Below are 22,346 nucleotides of genomic sequence, written 5' to 3'. Positions count from 1 at the left end.
TATAGTCAACTCCTTCTATTTATTCTGGTTCCCATTCTCCATATGAAGATTTAAGTATAACTATATCTACCCTTCTATTTTTAGCTTTGTTTTCAGGAGTATCATTTGAAGCAACAGGTCTATAGTAAGCATATCCTGCCGAGGATATCCTACTACCATCTATATCCTTTTTTTCGATAAGAAATCTTAAAACATTTGTTGCTCTAATAGCAGAAAGTTCCCAGTTTGAAGGAAACCTGTAAGTATTAATAGGGTCAGTATCAGTATGTCCTTCTATTTTTATATGTTTATCTTTAAACTTATCCTCTTTTAAAACATCTCCAATATATAATAAAACCTCTTTAGCTTGATGTTTAATATCAGCCTTTCCAGAGTCAAAGAAAAGATTATCAAGTACCCTTATTATTAAACCTCTTTCCTCTATCTCTACAATTATTTTATTTTCTATTCCCTTTTCCTTTGCATACTCTTCAATATGAGCCTTTAACACCCTAAAGTCCTCTAACTCTTCCCTTTCAACAGTAGTTAAATCACTTGGTAAATTACCATTATTGATATAGGGAATTTCTTCTATTGTTTTTCCACCTTCTAATACTCCTAAAGAACCTTGGAATGATCTAATTATAGCTTGAAATTTTTGAGCATCTATTTTTGAAAAGGAAAAAAGTAAAACAAAAAAGCAAAGGAGTAAAGTTACCATATCACTATATGTAAGCATCCAATCATTTTTTGTTTCATTATTTGTGCTACTTCTTCTCTTTCTATTCAATTAAGCTCCCTCACTTTCAGCTTCTAATTTCATATTTTTCCTTTGCTCGGGAGATAAAAATGTTTTTAATTTTTCCTCTATTATCCTAGGGTTTTCACCAGCTTGTATCGAAAGAAGTCCTTCTAATATCAACTCTTTAACAAGAATTTCTTCTCTGCTTCTGCCTTTTAATTTATTAGCTAGTGGTAAAAATATTAAATTGGCAAAAAGGGATCCATAAAAAGTAGTAATCAATGCAACTGACATATTAGGACCTATACCTGAAGGATCATCTAAGTCTTTTAACATATTAATTAGTCCAATTAATGTTCCTATCATACCAAAAGCAGGAGAAAAACCTCCCATAGTCTGAAATATGTTTTGACCTTCACCATGTCTTTCTTCAAGGAATGCTACTTCTGTTTCCAAAATATTTCTTACTAGCTCAGGGTCTGTTCCATCAACTATTAAAATAATTCCTTTTTTTAAAAACTCATCATCAATACTTTCTGCAGCTTCCTCTAAAGCTAGAAGCCCTTCCCTTCTTGCAACATTTGATAATTCTATAATATTTTGTATTATTTCAACTGGCTCTATAGTCTTTTCAATAAAAGCATTTTTAACAACCTTTATAGTTTTAAATACCTTTTTTAATGGAAAACTTATAAAGGTTGCTGCAACAGTTCCACCTAAAACAATTACTATAGAAGGTATATGAAAGAATGTAGTAACCTCACCGGTAAGAGTAATTCCCCATATCATAAAACCAATGCCTATAATAAAACCTATAGCAGTTGCTAAATCCAATAACTACACCTCATTTCTTGTACTATAGTTTTATATTATTTAATTGAATATTAAGCTTGCATCATATGTTAGTACATTCTAGTTGGGTAGACTTAAAAGTCTACCCAACTAAATATTATCTTTTCATATTTACTAATTCTTGTAACATTTCATCAGTAGTAGTTATTACCCTTGAGTTAGCTTGAAAGCCTCTCTGGGTTTTTATCATTTCTGTAAACTCCATAGATAAATCTACATTTGACATTTCTAAGGTTCCAGGATTTATCGATCCAAAGCCACTATTTGCAGGTTTACCAACCTGTGGTTCACCTGAGTTTGGTGTGTTTTCAAAAAAGTTATTTCCTACTTTTTGAAGTCCCATAGGATTGTCAAATTTAGCTAATGCTATTTGCCCTAAAGCTTTCTTTTCTCCATTAGTAAAGCTACCTGTTATCACTCCATTAGCTCCTATTGCAAAACTGTCTAAGCTGCCAGCACTATTACCCTCTATAGCATATGGCTTTGCATCAAATTCATTAGCATATTGTGTTAACTGAGTATAATCAATACTTATTTCATTACTATAGGTACCACTAGTTTCATCATATTCTCCAAATCCAACTGGTAAATCAGGACTTCCTGTAAATTCTATTGTTAAATTACCACCTGAAGCTAACTCTCCATTATTATCAAATGTTATTTCTTGAGGTTCATCCGTTGGTGATATTTGAAAACTAGCTCCTGAAGGTAATCCTTCTATACTTTTTATATTCATTATCCATTTATTGGAACTCCAATCAATAGTTGGTTGTGTAGCATAGCTTCCAAATTCATCATTTTTATAATCTGCTGGATTTAATGATGTACCATCAACAGTTATAGCTTTCATAAATTCAACTTTAACTGTATAAGAATTTCCATGACTGTCTTTTATAATAGTATCGGTTACATAAACTCCCTCATCATCTCTAACAAGTTTGTAAGTACCAGGAGATGTACTATCTTCAATTACTTTAAAAGGAAGTTCAGCCGTTGAATCTAAATTATCTCTTATTTCTATATTCTTTGTTGTAGTTGGTGCTACAGTTTCTGATCTATTTATTTTAATAGGTGTGATTTCGCTTGTCCAATTTCCATTTTCATCATACTTATAACCTAAAACCTTATATCCATCAGGGGTTACAAGGTAACCCTCTTTATCTAATGCAAAATTCCCAGCCCTTGTATAATATCTATTTTCAGCATTGGGATCATCTGAGACAATAAAAAATCCTTCACCATCTATCATTAAATCCGTAGGATTATCAGTCCTTTGGGTTGACCCTTTTGTATGTACAGTATTTATTGCTCCAACTTTTAATCCTAAACCAATTTGTTGAGGGTTCGTTCCTCCTCTTCCCCCTTGTGGAGCACCTGCACCTTTAACTACTTGACTAAATACCTCTTGAAAGGTAACTTGTCCCTTTTTGTATCCAACTGTATTTACATTGGCTATATTATTGCCTATTACATCCATTTTTAATTGATGTACTTTTAAACCTGAAACACCTGAATACATTGACCTCATCATAATAAATGACCTCCTTTTTAAGCCGTATTATGCCATCTGTCAGTCAAGCATAAATAGCCTCCTTTAAAAGGTCCAGCTATATTATTACGGCTCCATCTATATTTGTAAACACATTTTCTTTTAACTGGTCTTCAGTTGCAGTAGTAATTATAGTTCTATTGTTTATACTTGCAATAAAAGCTGTATTATTCATTAGTATTAAAGCTTCTTTTACACCTTTGTTTGCAGCTTTATCTATGGCCTTTTCTATAGATTTTATCTGTTCACTGTTTAAGTTAATATTTCTTAACTTCATTCTCTCTTGAGCATGTTTTGAAAATTTAACACTATTATTATTTTTTATTTGATTAAAAACTTCTTCAAAACTTTTTTTATATTTAACATTATTGTTAGCAACTGAATACCTATTTTTTATGATATTATTATTTATTTTATTTAAATTTAGCTTGTCCATAAAGACCACTCCATTATTGGCTTCCATTCTCGCTGTTAGAATTTAAAGAATCACTAATTGTGTCTAAACTATTTATGATCTCTTCTTGCTTTTTGATTAAAGTATCATGATTAGTTGTATAAGAATTGTATGCATTTTCAATCAATTCTTTTATGCTTTGTTGATTTTCTTTATATGTATTATTTAAATTTTCAATACTATTTTTTATTTCTTCTTGAGATTTTTGTAGGTTTTTATCTATATTTTGTAACTGTTCTAGAGTGCTAAACTGAGCCATTTGTGAAATAACCTCTTTATTATCCATAGGACTTAAAGGATCTTGGTTCTTCATTTGTGTAACTAATAATCTTAAAAAAGCATCTTTGCCTAAAACACCTTTATTTTTATTTTCTTTTTTATCTGTTGTTGATTTTTTTTGTGTTTTTTCAAAGTTATACCATAAAGTATCATTTTGGGTGCTTTCTATTGCCATTCCTTTACCTCCTAAATAATTAAATCAATCCTTCCCAAGCCAAAATTGCTTTTCTCTTGCTCAATTATTACTGCATCTTCATATAGGTTTTCTTCTTTAATAATTTTTGACTTTCCTTTAAACTGTCTATTTCTTCCCATATTCCAATTATTTGAATTATTATTACTAAAGCTTGTATCCTTACCTACAGTAACTTCGAAGGTTTCAATTTTAACTCCCTGTTCTTTAAGACTTTCTTTTAACTGATGTAAATTTGACTCTAGCACCTCTTTTACATAATAGCTTTCTACAACAGCTTTAGCAGTTGCTAGCCCTTTTTCCATTGTAACTTTAAGTGTCATTTCACCTAATATATCAGGCTTTAGTTTTATTTTAACTTGTGATTCATTACCATTTACATTTACTTTTGCCTGTTTAATAATTTGATTTATAAGATTATATTTATCAGTTACAGACGCTTTATTTAAATTCTCTTGATTAGGAATAGTAGCTTGAGTATTCTTTAATATTTGAGAATTTGTTCTAGTTACTATCTGTGCTTCTAAATTCTGTATGTTTTTAGAATCATTTGTTGAATTCGTACTTATTTTTACTAGTTTATTAAAATTATTATTTTCATTTTTTAACTCTAATTTTTCTCTACTATTTTTTATATTGTTTTGGATTAATTCAGTATCTTTACTATTTAGTATTCTTTTTTCAAAAGTAACATTATTTTTCTTCTCATTTTCTTGTATATTGTAATTAAGTTTATAGATATTATTTTTTAAATCATTTTTAATATTTTCCAAATTTTCCTTAGAAAGCTTAATTTGTTTCCCTTCTTTTGTTTTTTCTAACATTACTAGTATATCTTCAATATTATCCATTATCTCTATATTAGACTTAATTTTTAAATTATTAAAATCATTGGTAGATTTTAATGCTTGTAGTAGTTTTTTAATTTCATTAATTAAATTATAGGCTTTTTTTGTTAACTTAATATTAATAGATGATTCTTTTTCTGGCTTATTTTTTAAGACTTTATCTAACATTAACATTAGTCTTTTTAATTCTTCATTTAAAACAATGAGCTTAGTATCTTCCTCTTTAGTTTTATTCTTTGTATTCTCCATTTTTGTATCATTTTTTTTAGTTGGTTTTTTTATTTCATTTTCTGATGTTTTATTTTTTGTTATTTCTTTTATACTATTCTTGCTACTTGTTTTTATATTTCTATTATCTTTTTTACTATCATTTACTTTTGTTTCTTTATTAATATTTTGTTTGATTTTATTGTCCTTTGATTTATTCCTATATTTTTTATCATTATGGGTTTTATTTGCTAAATCTAATATTGATTCAAAAGATGTTTTATTACCTTTATTTTGTTTATTTATCTTTTCATCATTAAGAAAATTATTAAATTGGTTAACTGCTAAAACATTACCACCATTTCTCATCTTTTCACCTCCTTTCTATGAAGTTATTTTTTTATTCAATGGCAAGCCTTTTTGTTATTTCAGCTGCCTTTCTTGTGTCTAAATAATTTAATATCTCAGATAGATTATTCCTTTTTATTCTACTTAATATGTCTAAAATTATTGTTGAATCTGAAATTTGATATTGAAAATCGGGTCCAATTTCGAATAATGTAACCCTATTATCATTTATCATCATTTTTTCTACAATATTTGCCACTTCCTGAGGATTCATTTTTTCATAAATGTTTACAAGTTTGTCTACTTTACTCTCATAATCTTTTATTGCATTTATTGCTTTATTAATTTTTATTGTATAGGAATCTTTAACTCCTAATAGTCTTTCTTCTTCTCTTATTTCTGTAAAAAGTTCATCCAGAAATTGATTATCTGTACTAAATTTAAGTATTTCTGCAGCATTTTTTACATGTAAATTCATAAATATTATTGCTAGTTCTTCCATTGAATAAATTTCTGTATTACCTAATTCTCTAAATGCTTCATAAGGGTCTTTTTGTTCATATTCTTTAGCTATTTTCTTTAGTTCATTATTTCTTATTTCTTTTTGTAGAAGTAGAATATCAAGTTGTTGACGTTTATTAACATTATTAATAGATGATATTATTTGCATCCTCTTATTTTGATCTAGATAATAAAGAATGTCGGCCACTATTTGTTCATCCATTAAATGGATTAGAGATAATATATAATTTAATCCATCTTCACTTTCTGCTAATATATTCTCTATTTCATTTACTGCTAAATATAATTGTAAATTTTCCAGAGTTTCAGCCTCATTTTTTATTTTAGATTCTTTTTCATTTATTACTTCTTCATAGATGGAAAAAAGCAAATCCTTTCTTAACTCAATATTTCTAACCTGTTCTACTATTTTTTTAGTCTTATTAGATGAGTAATTTGCCATGTATTTTACTATATCGTTATACAATAATTCATCTTCCTGTTTTATAATATACATTTTATCTGCTGCATTTTTTTCATTAAGGGATAAGTAATATTGGGCCAAATATTGCTTTTTGCTTTCCCTTTCTTCCTCTGTTGGATACTTTTTAAAATGATCTCCTATAAAACCAGGTACTTTCCTTAAATAATTATTAGCAGAAGTTCTAAAAGCATCATTACTGTAATAAATTAAAGAAATAATTCCTATGGGGACTAAAATAAAAACTATAAAAAGGATTATTATTATTTTAAATACATTGTTTTGTTTTTGTTCTTTTACCATGATATACCCCCACTAATTTTTACTATTTTTAAAAGATACTAATTCATCTGTAATTTTATCCTCTTCTTTTTTAACCTCATATAGATAATTTTCATAGTGTCTTTCCTTTAATTTTTCTAACATTCTTTTTTCCTTTGAAGCCTCTATAAGTTCTTTTTTTCTGTTATCTAATTCCTGTTGATATGTAAAAACAACTTCTTTTTGTTTCTCTATTTTTTTATTTACATGGGTTAAAAATAAACTATAATGTTTCAAATCAAGTATTGTTGAATTTTCAGAGACTTTATTTTTTTGATTGATAATCTTTTTTTTGTTTATAATGTAGTTATCCAGTTTTTGTTTTTCTGTTCTATATTTCTTTAGAGCTTGTACATAATGAGCCTTTTTATTATTTTCAATTTGTTCTTTAAATTCTAATAGGTTGTTCATTTTAAATATGAATTTCTTCACAGAGTATCACCCCATTAGATATCCTTAGAGATATCTTCTAATAAACTTAAAGTATCTTCCATTTTAAAACTTTCCATTATGCCTTGTCTCAAGAAACTGTTAATTCTATCTATTGATTCAACAGCCTTGTCAAGCTTTTTATTATTTCCTTTTTTGTATGCTCCTATGTTTATTAAATCCTCTGACTCTCTATATGTTGCTATAATATCTTTTACCTTATTTGATATGCTTAAATGCTTATCATCACAAATGTTGGGCATTACCCTACTTATACTGGCTAATATGTCTATTGCTGGGTAATGATTTTGGCTTGCTAATTTTCTCGAAAGAACTATATGTCCATCTAATATACCCCTTACGGTATCAGTTATAGGCTCATTTAAATCATCACCATCAACAAGCACAGTATATAGTGCTGTAATTGATCCTTTATTTGAAGTTCCAGATCTTTCTAATAATTTAGGTAGTGTAGCAAATACTGAAGGAGTAAAACCTCGTGTAACAGGTGGTTCTCCAATAGCTAGTCCAACCTCTCTTTGTGCCATGGCAAACCTTGTTAGAGAATCCATAAGAAGCATAACATTTTTCCCTTGGTCTCTAAAATATTCTGCTATAGCCGTTGCAAGCAATGCCCCTTTCATTCTTATTAGGGCAGGCTTGTCAGAAGTTGCAACAATAACTACTGACTTTTTAAGTCCCTCTTCTTTAAGGTCATTTTCTATAAACTCCCTAACCTCTCTTCCCCTTTCTCCAATTAAAGCAATAACATTAATATCTGCTTCTGCATTTCGAGCAATCATACCCATTAAAGTACTTTTACCTACTCCACTACCTGCAAAAATACCTATTCTCTGTCCTTTTCCGCATGTTAATAAACCGTCTATTGCTTTTATACCTAATGGTAGTATTTCTTTAATCTTTTTCCTTTCAAGGGGGTTAGGAGGTGTATTAGATACAGGGTAGTAGGTCACATTTTTTAAAGGACCTTTTCCATCTATTGGATTACCTAATCCATCTAATATCCTTCCTACAAGGTTATGACTTACATTCACCTTAAGGGAATATCCACTGGCTACTACTTTACTACCTGGACCTATGCCTTCCATTTCACCAAGGGGCATAAGAAGAATCTTATCTTCCTTAAATCCTACAACTTCTGCTAAAATAGGTTCTTTACTTTTAACCGGATATATATAACAGAGTTCCCCTATTTTAGACAAAGGGCCGTTAGATTCAATTGTTAAACCAATAACTTTAGTAACTCTTCCAGTATATTTTATAAATTCAGTGTTGTTGACGGCGTTTATATATCTTTTAATATCTGTTATCGTATCCATTACTTATCACTCACCGTTTAGTAAGTTATAAAGTAGATTTTTCATTTCTTCAATTTGTGTTGATAAACTTATATCGGCATTACCTTTAGAAGTCTCAATAATACAATCCCCTCTGGCCAAATTATTATCTAATTTTATATCAATATCTTCAACTAAACTAGCCATGGCTAATATTCTATCCTTAGATTCTAAAATAAAATCATAATCATCGTTAGAGACCCTTAACATAACTTCATCACTTACAGCTAATTTTTCTAGTCCATCCTTAATAACATTAATTAGTATTTCTTTATCATTATCAACTTTTTGGCATAAAATTTTCTCACAGATAGTAATCGTTAAGTCTATAAGATCTTTCTCTAATGATCCAAGCACTTCTTTTTTCTTCAAAAGATATTCCTTTTTTATCTCATTTGCTTCTTTGATTAATCTATCAGCCTTTTCTTTACCCTCTGAAAAACCCTTTTTATATCCTTCTTCAAAACCTTTTTCTTTAGATTCTTCAATAATACTTTTTGTTTCTATATATGTCTCTTCAAGAATTGAATCAGCTTTTTTCTCAGCATCTTCAATTATTTTGTTTGCTTTTTCATTAGCTTCCTTTAAAATTTGATTATACTTTTCTTTTGCTTCTTGAATAGTTTTTTCTATTGTAAGGGCAGAATTATCTTTTTGAGAACTAAGAATAACGTCTTTTTTAATTTTAGTTTCAATAACCTGGTTAGACTTTATAACATTAGACAATTATCTCATCTCCTTCTCTTGGAGTGACAATTTCTCCTTCATCTTCTAATCTTCTAATTACATTAACTATATTTTGTTGTGCATCCTCTATGTCTTTAAGTCTAACAGGTCCCATAAATTCCATATCTTCCTTTATCATTTCAGCTAAACGTTTAGACATATTAGAAAATATAACCTCTTTAACCTCGTCGCTAGCAGCTTTTAATGCAACAGCCCATTGATTATTATCAATTTCTCTAATAATTCTTTGTATTGATCTACTATCAAGGGTAACGATATCTTCAAATACAAACATTCTTTTTCTAATTTCTTCACTTAGCTCTGGATCCTGCGCTTCTAGTTCTTCCATTATTCTCTTTTCTGTACCCCTATCAACTGAGTTTAGTATTGAAACAATAGATTCAATGCCACCAGCTGAAGTAAAATCTTGAGAAACCATTGTAGAAAACTTGCTTTCCAATACCCTTTCAACCTCTTTAATAATTTCAGGGGATGTTCTATCCATTGTTGCTATTCTTTTTGCAACCTCAGCTTGTTTTTTATCAGATAAACTAGACATAATTTGTCCAGCTTGGCTTGGTTTTAGATATGAAAGTATCAAAGCAATAGTTTGAGGATGTTCATTTTGTATATAATTCAAAAGTTGATTCGGGTCAGCTTTTCTTATAAACTCAAATGGTCTTACTTGTAATGAAGCTGTTAGTCTGTTTATAATATCAACTGCCTTCTGTGAGCCCAATGCCCTTTCTAATACGTCCTTAGCGTAATTGATACCACCTTCTGAAATATATTCTTGGGCAAGGCATAGTTGATAAAAGTCTTCTAATATTTTCTGTTTTTCTTCAGGAGAAACCATTCTTATATTTGCAATTTCTAAAGTTAGCTCCTCTATTTCTTCATCGCTTAGATGTTTGAAAATATCTGCTGATTGCTGAGGTCCTAATGCAATTAATAAAATTGCAGCCTTCTGTCTGCCTGAAAGTTGCCTAATATTAGTCACAGTTTCTCCTCCTTTAATCTTCATTTAACCATGTTCTAAGTAATTGTGCTACTGCCTCTGGGTTTTTGTCTACAAATTTTTCAATTTGTTTCTTAACTTCAGACTTATCCCCGTCTAAATCTATTTCCTCTACTTCTTCCATTTCCGAGCTCTTTTCCTCAAGAACATCATTTATGTCATATTTTGGAGTTTTTCTTCTATAAACAACAAAACTTAAAATTCCTATTATAGATAAAGCTCCAATTGCTATTGCCCACATATACCAGTTATCAGGTATTTGGGCTTCATTATCACCAAATACATTCTCATTTGAGCCAATTAGTTCTTTATTAAATCTACTTGCACTAACAAATACCTGTTTTGTATTTAAACCGGTTGCTGCATAAATTAAATTTGTTATCTCTTTTTCTTTCTCTTCAGTTAATTCACCATCAACTAAAGAATCTTCGTTTATAAGTATTGCAACTGTCACAGATTCAATTTGACCAGGTGCCCTTTTAATTTGTCTATTAATTTCATTTAACTCATAATTAATAACTCTACTAGCCTTTTGGTATTTAGAATTTTCATTTTCAATTTGTGCATAGTCTGTAATTTCATCTGTGTTTGACTCTGTACCGGGTACTCCACCATTTGCTCCATTAACCATTTCTTCTTCAATTTCTTCCATACTCCTAATGAGTCCTTCATCATTGCCTTCTATAGGCGGTGAAAACTGTACTATACTTGTTACTTCACTATCAAAATTCATTTTTACATTAGTTCTTACATCTACATTTCCATACCCAAATACATTTTCTAAAAACCTTTTTATACTGTTATTAATCCTATTTTGAATATTTTGTTGGATATTTAACTGTTCAGTTAAGTTATAATTCTCCAAAGAATCTTCATCATTTGTTAAAAGGCTGCCTGAATCATCAATAATTGTTACATTATCAATACTCATTCCTTTAATAGCTCCAGCAACTAAATTTTTAATAGCCGATACTTTAGCATTTGATAATGGGATTCCCTTTGCAAGTTTTACAAAAACAGAAGCCTTGGCATTTGTATCTTCGTTTAATATATATCCTGACTCCTCTGGAATATCTATGTAAACTTTAGCATCTTCTATACCATTTATTTCTGATATAGTACTTGCTAATTCGCTTTGTAGAGCCAATTTTAACCTTTGCTTTTTTTCATAGTCAGTCATAGTCCAGCTTGTACTATTTATAGCATCTAAAAAGCTGTATCCTTCCTTTGGTAAGCCTTCAGAAGCTAGTTCTATTTTAATTTTGTTTTTCATTCCCTTTGGAACGAGTATCGTTGTTTCGTTATCTCCACTTTTCCACTGTACACCCATTTCATCCAACTGTTGTGTAATTGAAGCTGTATCTTTAAGGGTTAAGTTTTTATATAAAACCTCATACTCTGTTCTAGTAGTAAAATAAATAATTGCTGTCATACTTATAACTATAAATAAACTACTAATTCCTAATTTTATTTTTTTATTCTTATCTAATCCTTGCCAAAATTCATTAAGCTGCTTTTTAATCTTGGCAATTATTTCTCCCACCTAATCACCTCATTTCTTACTGCGTCTAAGTTAAATTTGCATTCTCATTATTTCTCTATATGCATCCATAATTTTATTTCTAACACTAATAGTAAACTGTAAAGCAATGTTTGCTTTCTCAGTAGCAATCATAGCTTCATGTATGTTATTAACTTGTCCTGTAGCTAAAAGCTTTCTATAACTATCTGCTTCTATTTGTAGCCTATTTACATTATCTAAGGCATTTTCAAGATATGTCCCAAATGATATAGAGCTTTCTTTTTCATTAACCTTAACTTTATTTTTTATTATTTCACTGCCAATTTTATTAACACTATCTATCATTTCTTATAACCTCCTCATTATTTTCCAATATTTAAAGCCCTCATTGCCATTGACTTAGAGGAGTTTATCGCAGTAATGTTAGCTTCATATGCACGGGTTGCAGATATCATATCTACCATTTCTTTAACTATATCTACGTTAGGCATTAATACATAACCTTCTTCATTAGCATCTGGGTGACCTGGATTATAAACCTTTTTAAAAGGTGTTTTATCTTCAGCAATTGTACTTATTTCAACTCCACCCGTTTTAACGTCTTTTTGAGTATAACTAGATAGGTATTCAGCAAACGACTTAGATTCCTTTTCTTTAAAAACTACCATTTTTCTTCTGTATGGTTTACCACTACTAGTTCTTGTGGTGTTAGCATTAGCTATATTTTCAGAAATAATATCCATTCTAGTCCTCTCAGCTGTTAGTCCACTAGCACTTATATTTATTGAATTAAATACACCCATTTACTATTTGCCTCCTTCTCTTAAAACGGTTTTAATTTTATTAAACTCATCTGAAACCTGTCTTATGATAGCATTATACATAATTGTATTTTTAGCCAAGTTTGCCATTTCCACATCTATATTAACGTTATTTCCATCTTTTCTAGTAGAAGTGCTTTTATCTCTCTTAATTAAAGGAGAAAAATTTCTTAATGGGTTACTAATATGCTTATTATTAGTTGTTATTAATTGTACCGACTTTTCGTCTAGAGAATCTTTTAAATGCTTTTCAAATTCAACTTCTACTTTTTTATAGTCTGGTGTATTTACATTTGCAATATTGTTAGAAATTGCCTCATGTCTAAGTGATAATCCATTTAATGCTTTTTGTAAAAAATTGATGTTTGAGTAAAGCTTATTTAACACAAAATCACCTCATTTATACTTTCATAAATATATATTCGATATTTTTTTACAAAATCCTCCGCATAAAATAGTATAATACATAATTCTATAATTTTCCACAATATTCTATTCTATTCAATTGTTTAATATCCTTCTTAAAAGTTAATTCTCCAGTTTATTAGTCCAAAAGTCCTATAATTATATTGTAGTGGAAATTTCGACATCTTAATTTAACAAAATTTGCTCTAATTAATACAAAAAAAATGGTATGACTTTTCGTCATACCATTAGATAGGATTTTTATCTATTAACCTTTTTTAATTCATCTAATAGCTTATCATTTAATATTTTAATGTAAGTTCCTTTCATCCCTAGTGATCTAGATTCTATTACACCCGCACTTTCAAATTTTCTTAATGCATTAACTATTACTGATCTAGTGATACCTACTCTATCAGCAATTTTGCTTGCAACTAGTAAACCTTCATTGCCATCTAATTCATTAAAAATATGTTCTACTGCTTCAAGCTCTGAATATGAAAGGGTTCCAATTGCCATTTGAACAATTGCCTTTTTCCTTGCTTCTTCTTCGATCTCTTCATTTTTAGCTCTAAGGATTTCCATTCCTACTATAGTAGCACTGTATTCAGCTAAAACTAGATCCTCTTCAGTAAATTCTCTACCAAACCTCGCCAAAACTAAAGTTCCTAATCTAGTACCACCACTGTTTATAGGTACAATTGTACTCAATTTATTTGGATAATTACACTTAGATACTTGATCAAATACACATTCAGCAATTTCTTTTACATTTTCTCTAGTTTCTGAAATTTTTAATAGTTCTTCATTATATTTTTTAGGAAATCTTCTTTCTTCAACTACTTCATTTTCTATTATGCTACATTCAAATCCTTCTAGCAGTGAAAAACCTAAAACCCTTCCTTTTCTACTAGCAATATATACATTAGCTTCTAATATATCACTTAGAGCTCTACTTAATTCTGAAAAAGAAACAGGCTTGCTTCCAGTATCTTGCAAAATCCTATTAAGTTTTCTAGTTTTCTGTAATAAAGTTTCTCCCATAATAATCCTCCTCTTTTATAAAATGTATTTTGTCATGTTGCTATCCTCTAGTTTTCTTTTGAGTTTTTGACTTACATATTTGCTATCAACTATAATTTCATTTTTATCTATATCAGGTGCTTCAAAAGATATGTCTTCTAAAAGTTTTTCTAATATTGTATGTAATCGTCTAGCTCCTATATTTTCAGATTGCTCATTAATCTTATAAGCAATTTTAGCTATTTCACTAATAGCATCCTCTGTAAATGTTATTTTTATACCCTCGGTTTCCAATAAAAGCTCATATTGCTTTATAAGAGCGTTTTTTGGTTTAATTAAAATTTCTTCAAAATTTTCTTTTGTAAGATTTTCAAGCTCTACTCTAATAGGGAACCTTCCCTGAATCTCTGGAATCAAATCAGTAACTTTCGCAACATGAAATGCTCCAGCTGCTATAAATAATATATGGTCAGTTTTTACTGGTCCATATTTTGTAATTACCGTACTTCCCTCTATTATGGGGAGTATATCTCTTTGAACACCTTCTCTTGAAACATCAGGTCCTGCACCATATCCCCTTCCTGCTATCTTGTCAATCTCATCAATAAAAATTATTCCATGCTGTTCAGCTCTTTTAATACCATCATTAACAGCTTCATCCATATCTATAAGCTTTTGTGCCTCTTGAGTTGCAAGGATTTTTCTAGCTTCCTTTACTGTAACTTTTCTTTTTTTAGTTTTTTTAGGTAAGATACCACCTAAAATGTCATTCATATTAATATTTAGTTCCTCAGTTCCTATTCCACTAAACATCTCTATAGTAGAATTTCTATTTTCTTCAACTTCTATTTCTACTATTTCATTTTCCAATTCTCCGTTTTTTAGTCGTTCTTTCAATTTCTGTCTTTTTTTCATAATATTTTGAACATTCTCGGCATGGATATTACTTTCTTTTTCTTTGTTATCTCCAAAAAATATTTCTAATGGATTGGCAAAATCACTTTTTTGACTTGGCAATGGTAGTAAAATTTCTACTATTTTATTATTTGCCATTTCTTTAGCTTTACTATATATCTTTTCTATTCTTTCTGTCTTTACTAATCTTATTGAGGTTTCTACTAATTCCCTTATCATAGATTCAACATCTCTGCCAACATAACCTACTTCAGTAAATTTAGTGGCTTCAACTTTAACAAAGGGGGCATTAACTAGTTTGGCTAATCTTCTAGCAATTTCAGTTTTCCCTACTCCAGTAGGTCCTATCATTAAAATATTTTTGGGCTTTACTTCTTCTTGAAACTCTTTATCTAAAAGGCTTCTTCTATACCTATTCCTTAATGCTACTGCCACTGATTTTTTGGCACTATCTTGGCCTATTATATATTTATCTAATTCTTTAACAATCTGTTTTGGAGTTAACTCCTTCATATTAACACTCCCCTATACCTCCTCCACAGTTATATTGCTATTTGTAAATACACATATTGAGGAGGCTATCATTAAGGCTTCCTTAGCAATCTCATTTACACCTAGATTTGAATACTTTAGCAAAGCCTTTCCGGCAGCTAAAGCATAGTTGCCTCCTGAGCCTATTGCAGCTATTCCATCGTCTGGTTCTATTACCTCACCATTTCCCGATATTACAAACAAATTTTCCTTATCACCTGCAATTAACATAGCCTCTAATTTTCTTAAAACCTTATCTTTTCTCCATTCTTTTGCAAGTTCTACAGTTGCACGTCTTAAATTTCCACCATATTGCTCTAATTTTTCTTCAAGTTTTTCATACAGAGTAAATGCATCAGCAACAGAACCTGCGAATCCTACTAGTACTTTTTTGTTATATAACCTTCTAACTTTTTTAGCAGTGTGTTTCATTATTGTTTTATCACCCATTGTTACTTGCCCATCACCAGCAATTGCTAGATTATTACCTTTTTTAACTGCTATAATTGTTGTACCATGTAACACATTATCCCCCCTGAAAAAACAGACCATTTGAATAATAACAAAAATTAAGTCATTATTCAACATAAATTTTATTAATTTTTAAAAATTCATCTAATATTTCTAAACTTCTTTCCGATTTTTTTCTATTTCTGTCTCTTTTTGACTTGATTTTTTTATTCAATTTTGGCATAAGACCAAAGTTCACATTCATTGGTTGAAAGTTTGAAATACTACCATCTGAAATATAATGGCTTAATGCTCCAATTGCAGTCTCTTTTGGAAAAACTAATGGTTCTTTATTCTTAACTACTCTTGCCATATTAATTCCTGATACTAATCCTGATGAAGCTGATTCCACATATCCTTCTACACCAGTAATCTGCCCTGCAAAAAGTATTTTGGTATTTTGTTTAAATTGATAAGTTGCCTTTAAAACTTTAGGTGAATTAATAAATGTATTTCTATGCATTACCCCATATCTTACAAACTCAGCATTTTCCAATCCAGGAATTAAACTAAATACTCTTTTTTGTTCACCCCATTTTAGGTTTGTTTGAAATCCTACTATATTATATAATGTTCCTTCTTTATTATCCTGCCTTAACTGAACAACAGCATAATAGCTTTCTCCTGTTTTAGGATTTTCAAGCCCAACAGGCTTTAATGGCCCATATCGAAGGGTATCTTTACCCCTTTTTGCCATAACTTCAATTGGCATACATCCTTCAAATACTATTTGTTTTTCAAACTCTTTTAATGAATGTACTTCTGCATTTATTAGTTCTTGGTAAAATTTTTCATATTCTTCCTTATTCATTGGACAATTAATATAATCAGCTTCTCCCTTATTATATCTTGAACCTTTGAAAACTCTTTCTTTGTTTATTGAATCATAAGCAACTATTGGAGCAGCTGCATCATAAAAATATAAATACTTTTCATTTGTTAATTTAGCAATGTCCTTTTCTAACCCCTTAGAGGTTAAAGGTCCAGTAGCAACAATTACATATTTATCCTTTGGAATTTCTGTTAACTCTTCTCTAATTAATTCAATATTAGGATGGTTAGTTATTCTTTCTGTTATTTCTTCTGAAAATTTTTCTCTATCTACAGCTAAAGCCCCTCCTGCTGGCACTCTATGTTTATCAGCACATTCAATAATAATGGAATTTAATTTTCTCATTTCTTCTTTAAGCAAACCTACTGCATTTTCAAGACTGTTTGATCTTAAAGAATTACTACACACAAGTTCTGCTAACTTCTCAGTATGATGTGCTTCAGTATTTTTTTTGGGTCTCATCTCATATAACTTAACTTTAACCCCTCTATTTGCTAATTGCCAACTTGCTTCACTTCCTGCTAAACCTCCACCTATAACGATTACTTCGTTAGTCATTATATCACCCTCTTTTTTTCTTATTGTATTCTTTTCTGTGACCACATTCTTTATTTGTACATTTTATATATGTTCCCTTTTTTGTTCTTTTTAGTACCATCATACCATCGCATTCAGGACATTTTTCGTTAACTGGCTCATCCCAAGAAACAAACTTGCAATCAGGATAATTGCTGCATCCGTAAAATTTTCTACCTTTTTTTGATTTTCTTTCTACTATTTCATTACCACATTCAGGACATTTAACTCCTATCTCTTTTACTATAGGTTTTGTGTTTTTACATTCTGGATAACCAGGACATGCGAGGAATTTTCCGTATCTACCATGTTTAATAACCATATTCCTACCACATTTCTCACATATTACATCAGTTTCTTCATCTTCTATTTCTATTTTATTAATCTCTTTTTCAGCAGTTTCTAATATTGGTTTAAAGCTTGAGTAAAAATTCTTTATTACATCTTTCCATTGTACCTTTCCTTCTTCAACTTTGTCTAATTTTTCTTCTAATTCTGCTGTAAACTTCTCATTCATTATGTTTTTGAAATATTCTTCTAACAACTCTGTAACAACAGTTCCAAGTTCAGTTGGTTTAAGGCTTTTGTTTTCATATATTACATATCCCCTACTTAAGATGGTACTAATGGTTGGAGCATAAGTACTGGGTCTTCCTATTCCTAATTCTTCTAAAGTTTTTACTAAAGAAGCTTCAGTATATCTTGAAGGTGGTTGAGTAAAGTGTTGTTTTGGTTCTATTTTATTTAATTCTATCTTCTCACCTTTAGCTAAACTAGGTATATCAATATCTTTATCTTTACTTGATATATTGTAAATTTTTAAAAATCCGTCAAATTTAAGTTTTGAACCCCTAGCTTTAAAAATATAGCTTCCCACTTTAATTTTTACTGAAAGGGTATCATATATTGCTGGACTCATTTGACTGGCTACAAATCTCTCCCAGATTAGTTTATATAGTTTATATTGGTCTTTATTTAATGATTCTTTAATTGCTTCAGGCGTTCTATAAATTGACGTAGGTCTTATACATTCATGGGCATCCTGTATATCATTCTTTTTACCTTTGCTAAATTGTCTTTTTCCTACAGAATATTTGTCTCCTATTTTCTCTTTTATATAATTATTAGCACTATTTAGAGCCTCTTTAGAAATTCTAACAGAATCTGTTCTTATATAAGTTATTAAACCTACAGAACCTTCTCCCTTAATATCAATTCCTTCATATAATTGTTGAGCTATTAGCATAGTCTTCTTAGTAGAAAAGCCTAATCTTCTTGAAGCATCTTGCTGTAAACTACTTGTTGTAAAAGGTGGATAAGGGTTTCTTTTTTTCTGTTTCTGTTTAACTTCATCAACAATAAATTGCTTGTCTTGTATATCTTTTAAAATTTTATTAACTTCATCTTTATTATTAATCTCTACTTTTACTTCCTTATTTCCCTCTTTTTTACCGTAGAATGAAGCTTTGAACTCTTCACTATTTTTGCTTAAAATTGCATCAATAGTCCAGTATTCCTTGGGTTTAAAATTTTCAATTTCCTTTTCTCTATCACAAATCAGTTTGACAGCAACTGACTGAACCCTTCCAGCACTTAAACCCCTTTTTATTTTTCTCCAAAGTAAAGGACTAATTTTATATCCTACTAATCTATCTAAAATTCTTCTAGCCTGCTGTGCATCAACTAAGTTTTGATTAATTGGTCTTGGATGCTTTATCGCATTTTTAATGGCATTTTTTGTTATTTCATTAAACTCTATTCTTACATTATCATTTTCATCTAAGCCTAAAATATATGCTAAATGCCACGATATAGCTTCCCCTTCTCGATCTGGGTCTGTAGCTAGAAAAATTTTTTCTGCTTTTTTTGCCTCTTTCCTTAATTCCTTTAATACCGGTCCTTTACCTCTTATTGTAATATATTGTGGCTGAAAATCTTCTTCTATATTTATTCCTAATTTACTTTTAGGCAGGTCTCTTACATGTCCTACTGATGCTTTTACTTTATATTTTCTTCCCAAAAACTTGGCTATAGTTTTTGCTTTTGATGGTGATTCGACAATAACTAAAGATTTTGCCAAAGTATGCACCTCCGAATATAATAATGATTATTATAATTAAAAACAAGTATATGTATAACAATATGTACCACCTTAATTTATTATAATGACAGTGAAAATATTTTCCCTGGTAATTGTTTTGCAATTCCTTTCATTTCTAATATGGTTAATATACTATTGACTTTTGAAATTTCTATACCTGTATGATATGAAATTTTATCACAATGCATAGGATATTCATAGATACATTTTACTATTTTTGCTTCATCTTCACTTAAATTGTCTAAGTTAATTTTTTGATTTTTTATTTTTTTAGACTTTTCTTTTAATTGTTTAATCTCATCAAAAATATCTTCTACTTCTGTTAAAACTTTAGCTCCATCCTTTATAAGAAGATTAGTTCCTCTACTGTATATACTATTAATATTGCCTGGAAGTGCAAACACTTCCTTACCTTGCTCTAATGCATGATTTGCTGTTATTAGTGACCCACTTTTTTCACTAGCTTCTATTATAACTATCCCTATTGCTAATCCACTAATAATCCTATTTCTTTTAGGAAAATTCCCTGGAAATGGTTTGGTGCCAGGAAAATATTCAGAAATAATAGCACCGTTCTCCTGTATTTTATCATATAATACTTTATTTGATTTAGGATAAATAACATCAACCCCACTACCTAATACAGCAATAGTTCGTCCATTTGCTTTTAATGCACCTTCATGTGCTTTTGTATCTATACCTACAGCCATTCCACTAATTATAGTAACATCCATTTTAGCAAGTTCTTTTGCAAATTTCTCTGATGCCCATTTACCATATGGGGTAGCTTTTCTTGAACCAACTATTGCAATTGCTAATTTATCATTTACTTTTAAGCTGCCCTTAACATACAATACTTTAGGGGGGTTATAAATTTCTTTAAGTCTATCAGGATAATTTATGTCATTAATACAAAGTACATCTATTCCAGTATTATAGATTAATTTCTTTATTTTTTCAAAGTATTCTTTATTTTTATATGATATTATTTTATTTTTTATTTTATCACTAATTCCTTTTAATGACATTATTTCTTTGTTGGAAGCTTCCCAAATATATGATAAGTCAATAAATTTTTTTTGCAATTTATCTATTGTAATATTATCAATATTTAAACTGTTTAACCAGATTAAAATATCTTTGTTATTCATATTATTACCTACTTCCTCTTAATATTATAATCAACTGTTAAATTTCCTGTCTAAACTTCGAAATTGAATAGCTTCTGCTAAATGATGTTTTTTTATTTGTTCACTATTTTCTAAATCAGCAATAGTTCTTGAAATTTTTAATATTTTGTTATAAGCCCTAGCACTTAACCCTAATGTATCAAAAGCAGTTTTTATAAGTTCTTTACATTCTTTATCAAGCTTGCAATATTTATTTATGCTTTTAGCTCCTAATTGTGCATTGGAATATATATTTTTCTCCTCTTTTGAATACCTTTCCAACTGAATTTTTCTAGCTCTATTTACTCTTTTTCTAATTTCTTTAGATGATTCCGATTTTAAATTTTCACTTTCTAAATCTTCATATTTTACTGGCATAACTTCAACATGTATATCTATCCTATCCAATAAAGGTCCACTAATTTTATTTTGGTATTTACTTATTTCTCTAAATGAACATGTACACTCATGAATAGGGTCACCATAATATCCACAAGGACATGGATTCATACTTGCTACTAACATAAACTTGGCAGGGTATGACAAGGTAGCATTTACTCTAGAGATAGTTACAAGTCCATCTTCCATAGGTTGGCGTAAAACCTCTAAGACACTTTTTGAAAATTCAGGTAATTCATCTAAAAAAAGAACTCCATGATGAGCTAAAGATACTTCACCAGGCTTTGGAATTCTTCCTCCTCCAACTAAAGATACTTTTGATATAGTATGATGAGGTGCTCTAAAAGGTCTTTCAGTTACTAAAGAATTTTTAGAAAGGTTACCAGAAATACTATATATTTTTGTAATCTCTAAAGATTCTTCAAAGCTTAATTTGGGTAATATAGATGGTAGTCTTCTTGAAAGCATAGTCTTTCCTGACCCAGGTGGTCCAATAATTAATATATTATGTCCCCCGGCAGCTGCAACTTCCATAGCTCGTTTAATATTTTCCTGTCCCTTTACATCCTCAAAGTCTTCATAGTTTTCATTATCTATATCAAAGAATGACTCTGTTTTTGTTTTATAGGGATAAATTTCTTTTTCTTTATTAAGAAATTGTACTAGTTCATAAAGATTTGATACAGGTATTATATCAATATCACTAATTACACTACATTCTTTTTTATTTTCATAAGGAACAATTACTTTTTTTATACCCATTTCCCTTAAAGATATTATTATTGGTAATGCTCCATTTATTTTAGTTATCTTCCCATCAAGTGACAATTCTCCGATAAAAGCAAAATCATTCAAACTGGAATTCTTAATTACTTCAGTAGCCCTAAGAATTCCTACAGCAATTGATAAGTCTAATTGTGAACCTTCCTTTTTTAAATCTGCCGGTGCCAAATTTATTGTTATTCTGTTTAAAGGAAACTGAAATCCACTGTTTTTAATAGCTGTTCTTACCCTTTCCTTTGATTCTTTAATAGATGTATCAGGTAATCCTACAATGTTAAAGGCTGGCATACCACGGGATATATCAGTTTCTACTTCAACTAAATACCCCTTTAAACCCTGTAAAACACATGTGTTAATCTTGGCTAACATTATATCTACTTCCTCCCTATCTATACCATATTGATTAAAATTCGATATCTTATTATTAAATCCTCTATTTTTTTTGAAAATTCTGTATTATATACAACTGGATTG

22 protein-coding genes are annotated in these 22,346 nt (G+C 29.6%); all 22 read right to left on the bottom strand.

Annotation, left to right across the window (positions count from 1 at the left end; genetic code table 11):
• Positions 1-19 precede the first annotated feature (19 nt).
• Positions 20-769 (bottom strand): flagellar motor protein MotB, encoded by a 750-nt coding sequence (locus tag BET03_RS01010; protein ID WP_120166337.1) that lies wholly within the window; start codon positions 767-769, stop codon positions 20-22.
• Positions 770-1,555: a motility protein A gene (locus BET03_RS01005; protein WP_120166335.1), complete on the bottom strand. Its 786-nt coding sequence runs from the start codon at positions 1,553-1,555 to the stop codon at positions 770-772.
• 115 nt (positions 1,556-1,670) lie between these two features.
• The gene (locus BET03_RS01000) at positions 1,671-3,104 is read right to left on the bottom strand and encodes a flagellar hook protein FlgE (protein ID WP_120166333.1); all 1,434 of its coding nucleotides are present in this window, start codon (positions 3,102-3,104) and stop codon (positions 1,671-1,673) included.
• A gap of 76 nt (positions 3,105-3,180) precedes the next feature.
• Entirely contained in the window at positions 3,181-3,558 is a 378-nt protein-coding gene (locus BET03_RS00995) for a TIGR02530 family flagellar biosynthesis protein (RefSeq protein WP_120166331.1), read from the bottom strand.
• A 13-nt stretch (positions 3,559-3,571) separates the two neighbouring features.
• On the bottom strand, positions 3,572-4,030 hold the full coding sequence (locus BET03_RS00990; RefSeq protein WP_120166329.1) for a flagellar hook assembly protein FlgD: 459 nt from the start codon (positions 4,028-4,030) through the stop codon (positions 3,572-3,574).
• 11 nt (positions 4,031-4,041) lie between these two features.
• Complete coding sequence (locus BET03_RS00985) at positions 4,042-5,472, bottom strand: flagellar hook-length control protein FliK (protein WP_183108661.1); 1,431 nt, start codon at positions 5,470-5,472, stop codon at positions 4,042-4,044.
• Between the two features lie 31 nt (positions 5,473-5,503).
• Positions 5,504-6,736 carry a MotE family protein gene (locus BET03_RS00980; RefSeq protein WP_120166325.1) on the bottom strand — a complete coding sequence of 411 codons (1,233 nt, stop codon included), beginning with the start codon at positions 6,734-6,736 and terminating at the stop codon, positions 5,504-5,506.
• Between the two features lie 12 nt (positions 6,737-6,748).
• Complete coding sequence (gene fliJ / locus BET03_RS00975; RefSeq protein ID WP_120166323.1) at positions 6,749-7,186, bottom strand: flagellar export protein FliJ; 438 nt, start codon at positions 7,184-7,186, stop codon at positions 6,749-6,751.
• A 14-nt stretch (positions 7,187-7,200) separates the two neighbouring features.
• On the bottom strand, positions 7,201-8,523 hold the full coding sequence (fliI, locus tag BET03_RS00970) for a flagellar protein export ATPase FliI (protein ID WP_120166321.1): 1,323 nt from the start codon (positions 8,521-8,523) through the stop codon (positions 7,201-7,203).
• Between the two features lie 6 nt (positions 8,524-8,529).
• Positions 8,530-9,267, bottom strand: a complete 738-nt coding sequence (locus BET03_RS00965) for a FliH/SctL family protein (protein WP_120166319.1) — start codon at positions 9,265-9,267, stop codon at positions 8,530-8,532.
• Positions 9,260-10,267, bottom strand: coding sequence for a flagellar motor switch protein FliG (fliG, locus tag BET03_RS00960; RefSeq protein ID WP_279230299.1), 1,008 nt, complete (start codon positions 10,265-10,267; stop codon positions 9,260-9,262). The genes BET03_RS00965 and fliG overlap by 8 nt, the downstream gene beginning before the upstream one ends.
• Positions 10,268-10,280: 13 nt before the next feature.
• Complete coding sequence (gene fliF / locus BET03_RS00955) at positions 10,281-11,828, bottom strand: flagellar basal-body MS-ring/collar protein FliF (protein WP_120166315.1); 1,548 nt, start codon at positions 11,826-11,828, stop codon at positions 10,281-10,283.
• A gap of 30 nt (positions 11,829-11,858) precedes the next feature.
• Complete coding sequence (gene fliE, locus BET03_RS00950; RefSeq protein WP_120166313.1) at positions 11,859-12,152, bottom strand: flagellar hook-basal body complex protein FliE; 294 nt, start codon at positions 12,150-12,152, stop codon at positions 11,859-11,861.
• Positions 12,153-12,169: 17 nt separating this feature from the next.
• Positions 12,170-12,610 (bottom strand): flagellar basal body rod protein FlgC, encoded by a 441-nt coding sequence (flgC, locus tag BET03_RS00945; RefSeq protein WP_120166311.1) that lies wholly within the window; start codon positions 12,608-12,610, stop codon positions 12,170-12,172.
• A gap of 3 nt (positions 12,611-12,613) precedes the next feature.
• A complete protein-coding gene (gene flgB / locus BET03_RS00940; RefSeq protein WP_120166309.1) occupies positions 12,614-13,015 on the bottom strand; it encodes a flagellar basal body rod protein FlgB in 402 nt (133 codons plus the stop codon).
• Between the two features lie 279 nt (positions 13,016-13,294).
• Entirely contained in the window at positions 13,295-14,077 is a 783-nt protein-coding gene (gene codY / locus BET03_RS00935; protein WP_120166307.1) for a GTP-sensing pleiotropic transcriptional regulator CodY, read from the bottom strand.
• Positions 14,078-14,092: 15 nt separating this feature from the next.
• A complete protein-coding gene (gene hslU, locus BET03_RS00930; protein ID WP_120166305.1) occupies positions 14,093-15,484 on the bottom strand; it encodes an ATP-dependent protease ATPase subunit HslU in 1,392 nt (463 codons plus the stop codon).
• A gap of 12 nt (positions 15,485-15,496) precedes the next feature.
• Positions 15,497-16,027: an ATP-dependent protease subunit HslV gene (gene hslV, locus BET03_RS00925; protein WP_120166303.1), complete on the bottom strand. Its 531-nt coding sequence runs from the start codon at positions 16,025-16,027 to the stop codon at positions 15,497-15,499.
• Positions 16,028-16,079: 52 nt separating this feature from the next.
• Positions 16,080-17,402 (bottom strand): methylenetetrahydrofolate--tRNA-(uracil(54)-C(5))-methyltransferase (FADH(2)-oxidizing) TrmFO, encoded by a 1,323-nt coding sequence (gene trmFO / locus BET03_RS00920; protein ID WP_120166301.1) that lies wholly within the window; start codon positions 17,400-17,402, stop codon positions 16,080-16,082.
• Positions 17,403-17,406: 4 nt separating this feature from the next.
• On the bottom strand, positions 17,407-19,500 hold the full coding sequence (gene topA / locus BET03_RS00915; RefSeq protein WP_120166299.1) for a type I DNA topoisomerase: 2,094 nt from the start codon (positions 19,498-19,500) through the stop codon (positions 17,407-17,409).
• Between the two features lie 80 nt (positions 19,501-19,580).
• A complete protein-coding gene (gene dprA, locus BET03_RS00910) occupies positions 19,581-20,672 on the bottom strand; it encodes a DNA-processing protein DprA (RefSeq protein ID WP_120166297.1) in 1,092 nt (363 codons plus the stop codon).
• Between the two features lie 30 nt (positions 20,673-20,702).
• Positions 20,703-22,241 (bottom strand): YifB family Mg chelatase-like AAA ATPase, encoded by a 1,539-nt coding sequence (locus BET03_RS00905; RefSeq protein WP_120166295.1) that lies wholly within the window; start codon positions 22,239-22,241, stop codon positions 20,703-20,705.
• Positions 22,242-22,346 lie beyond the last annotated feature (105 nt).

This window comes from Thermohalobacter berrensis, assembly GCF_003609645.1.
GTDB classification, from domain to species: domain Bacteria; phylum Bacillota; class Clostridia; order Tissierellales; family Thermohalobacteraceae; genus Thermohalobacter; species Thermohalobacter berrensis.
The sequence above is the reverse complement of the archived record's forward strand: the minus strand, read 5'-3'. Positions and strand labels throughout refer to the sequence as shown.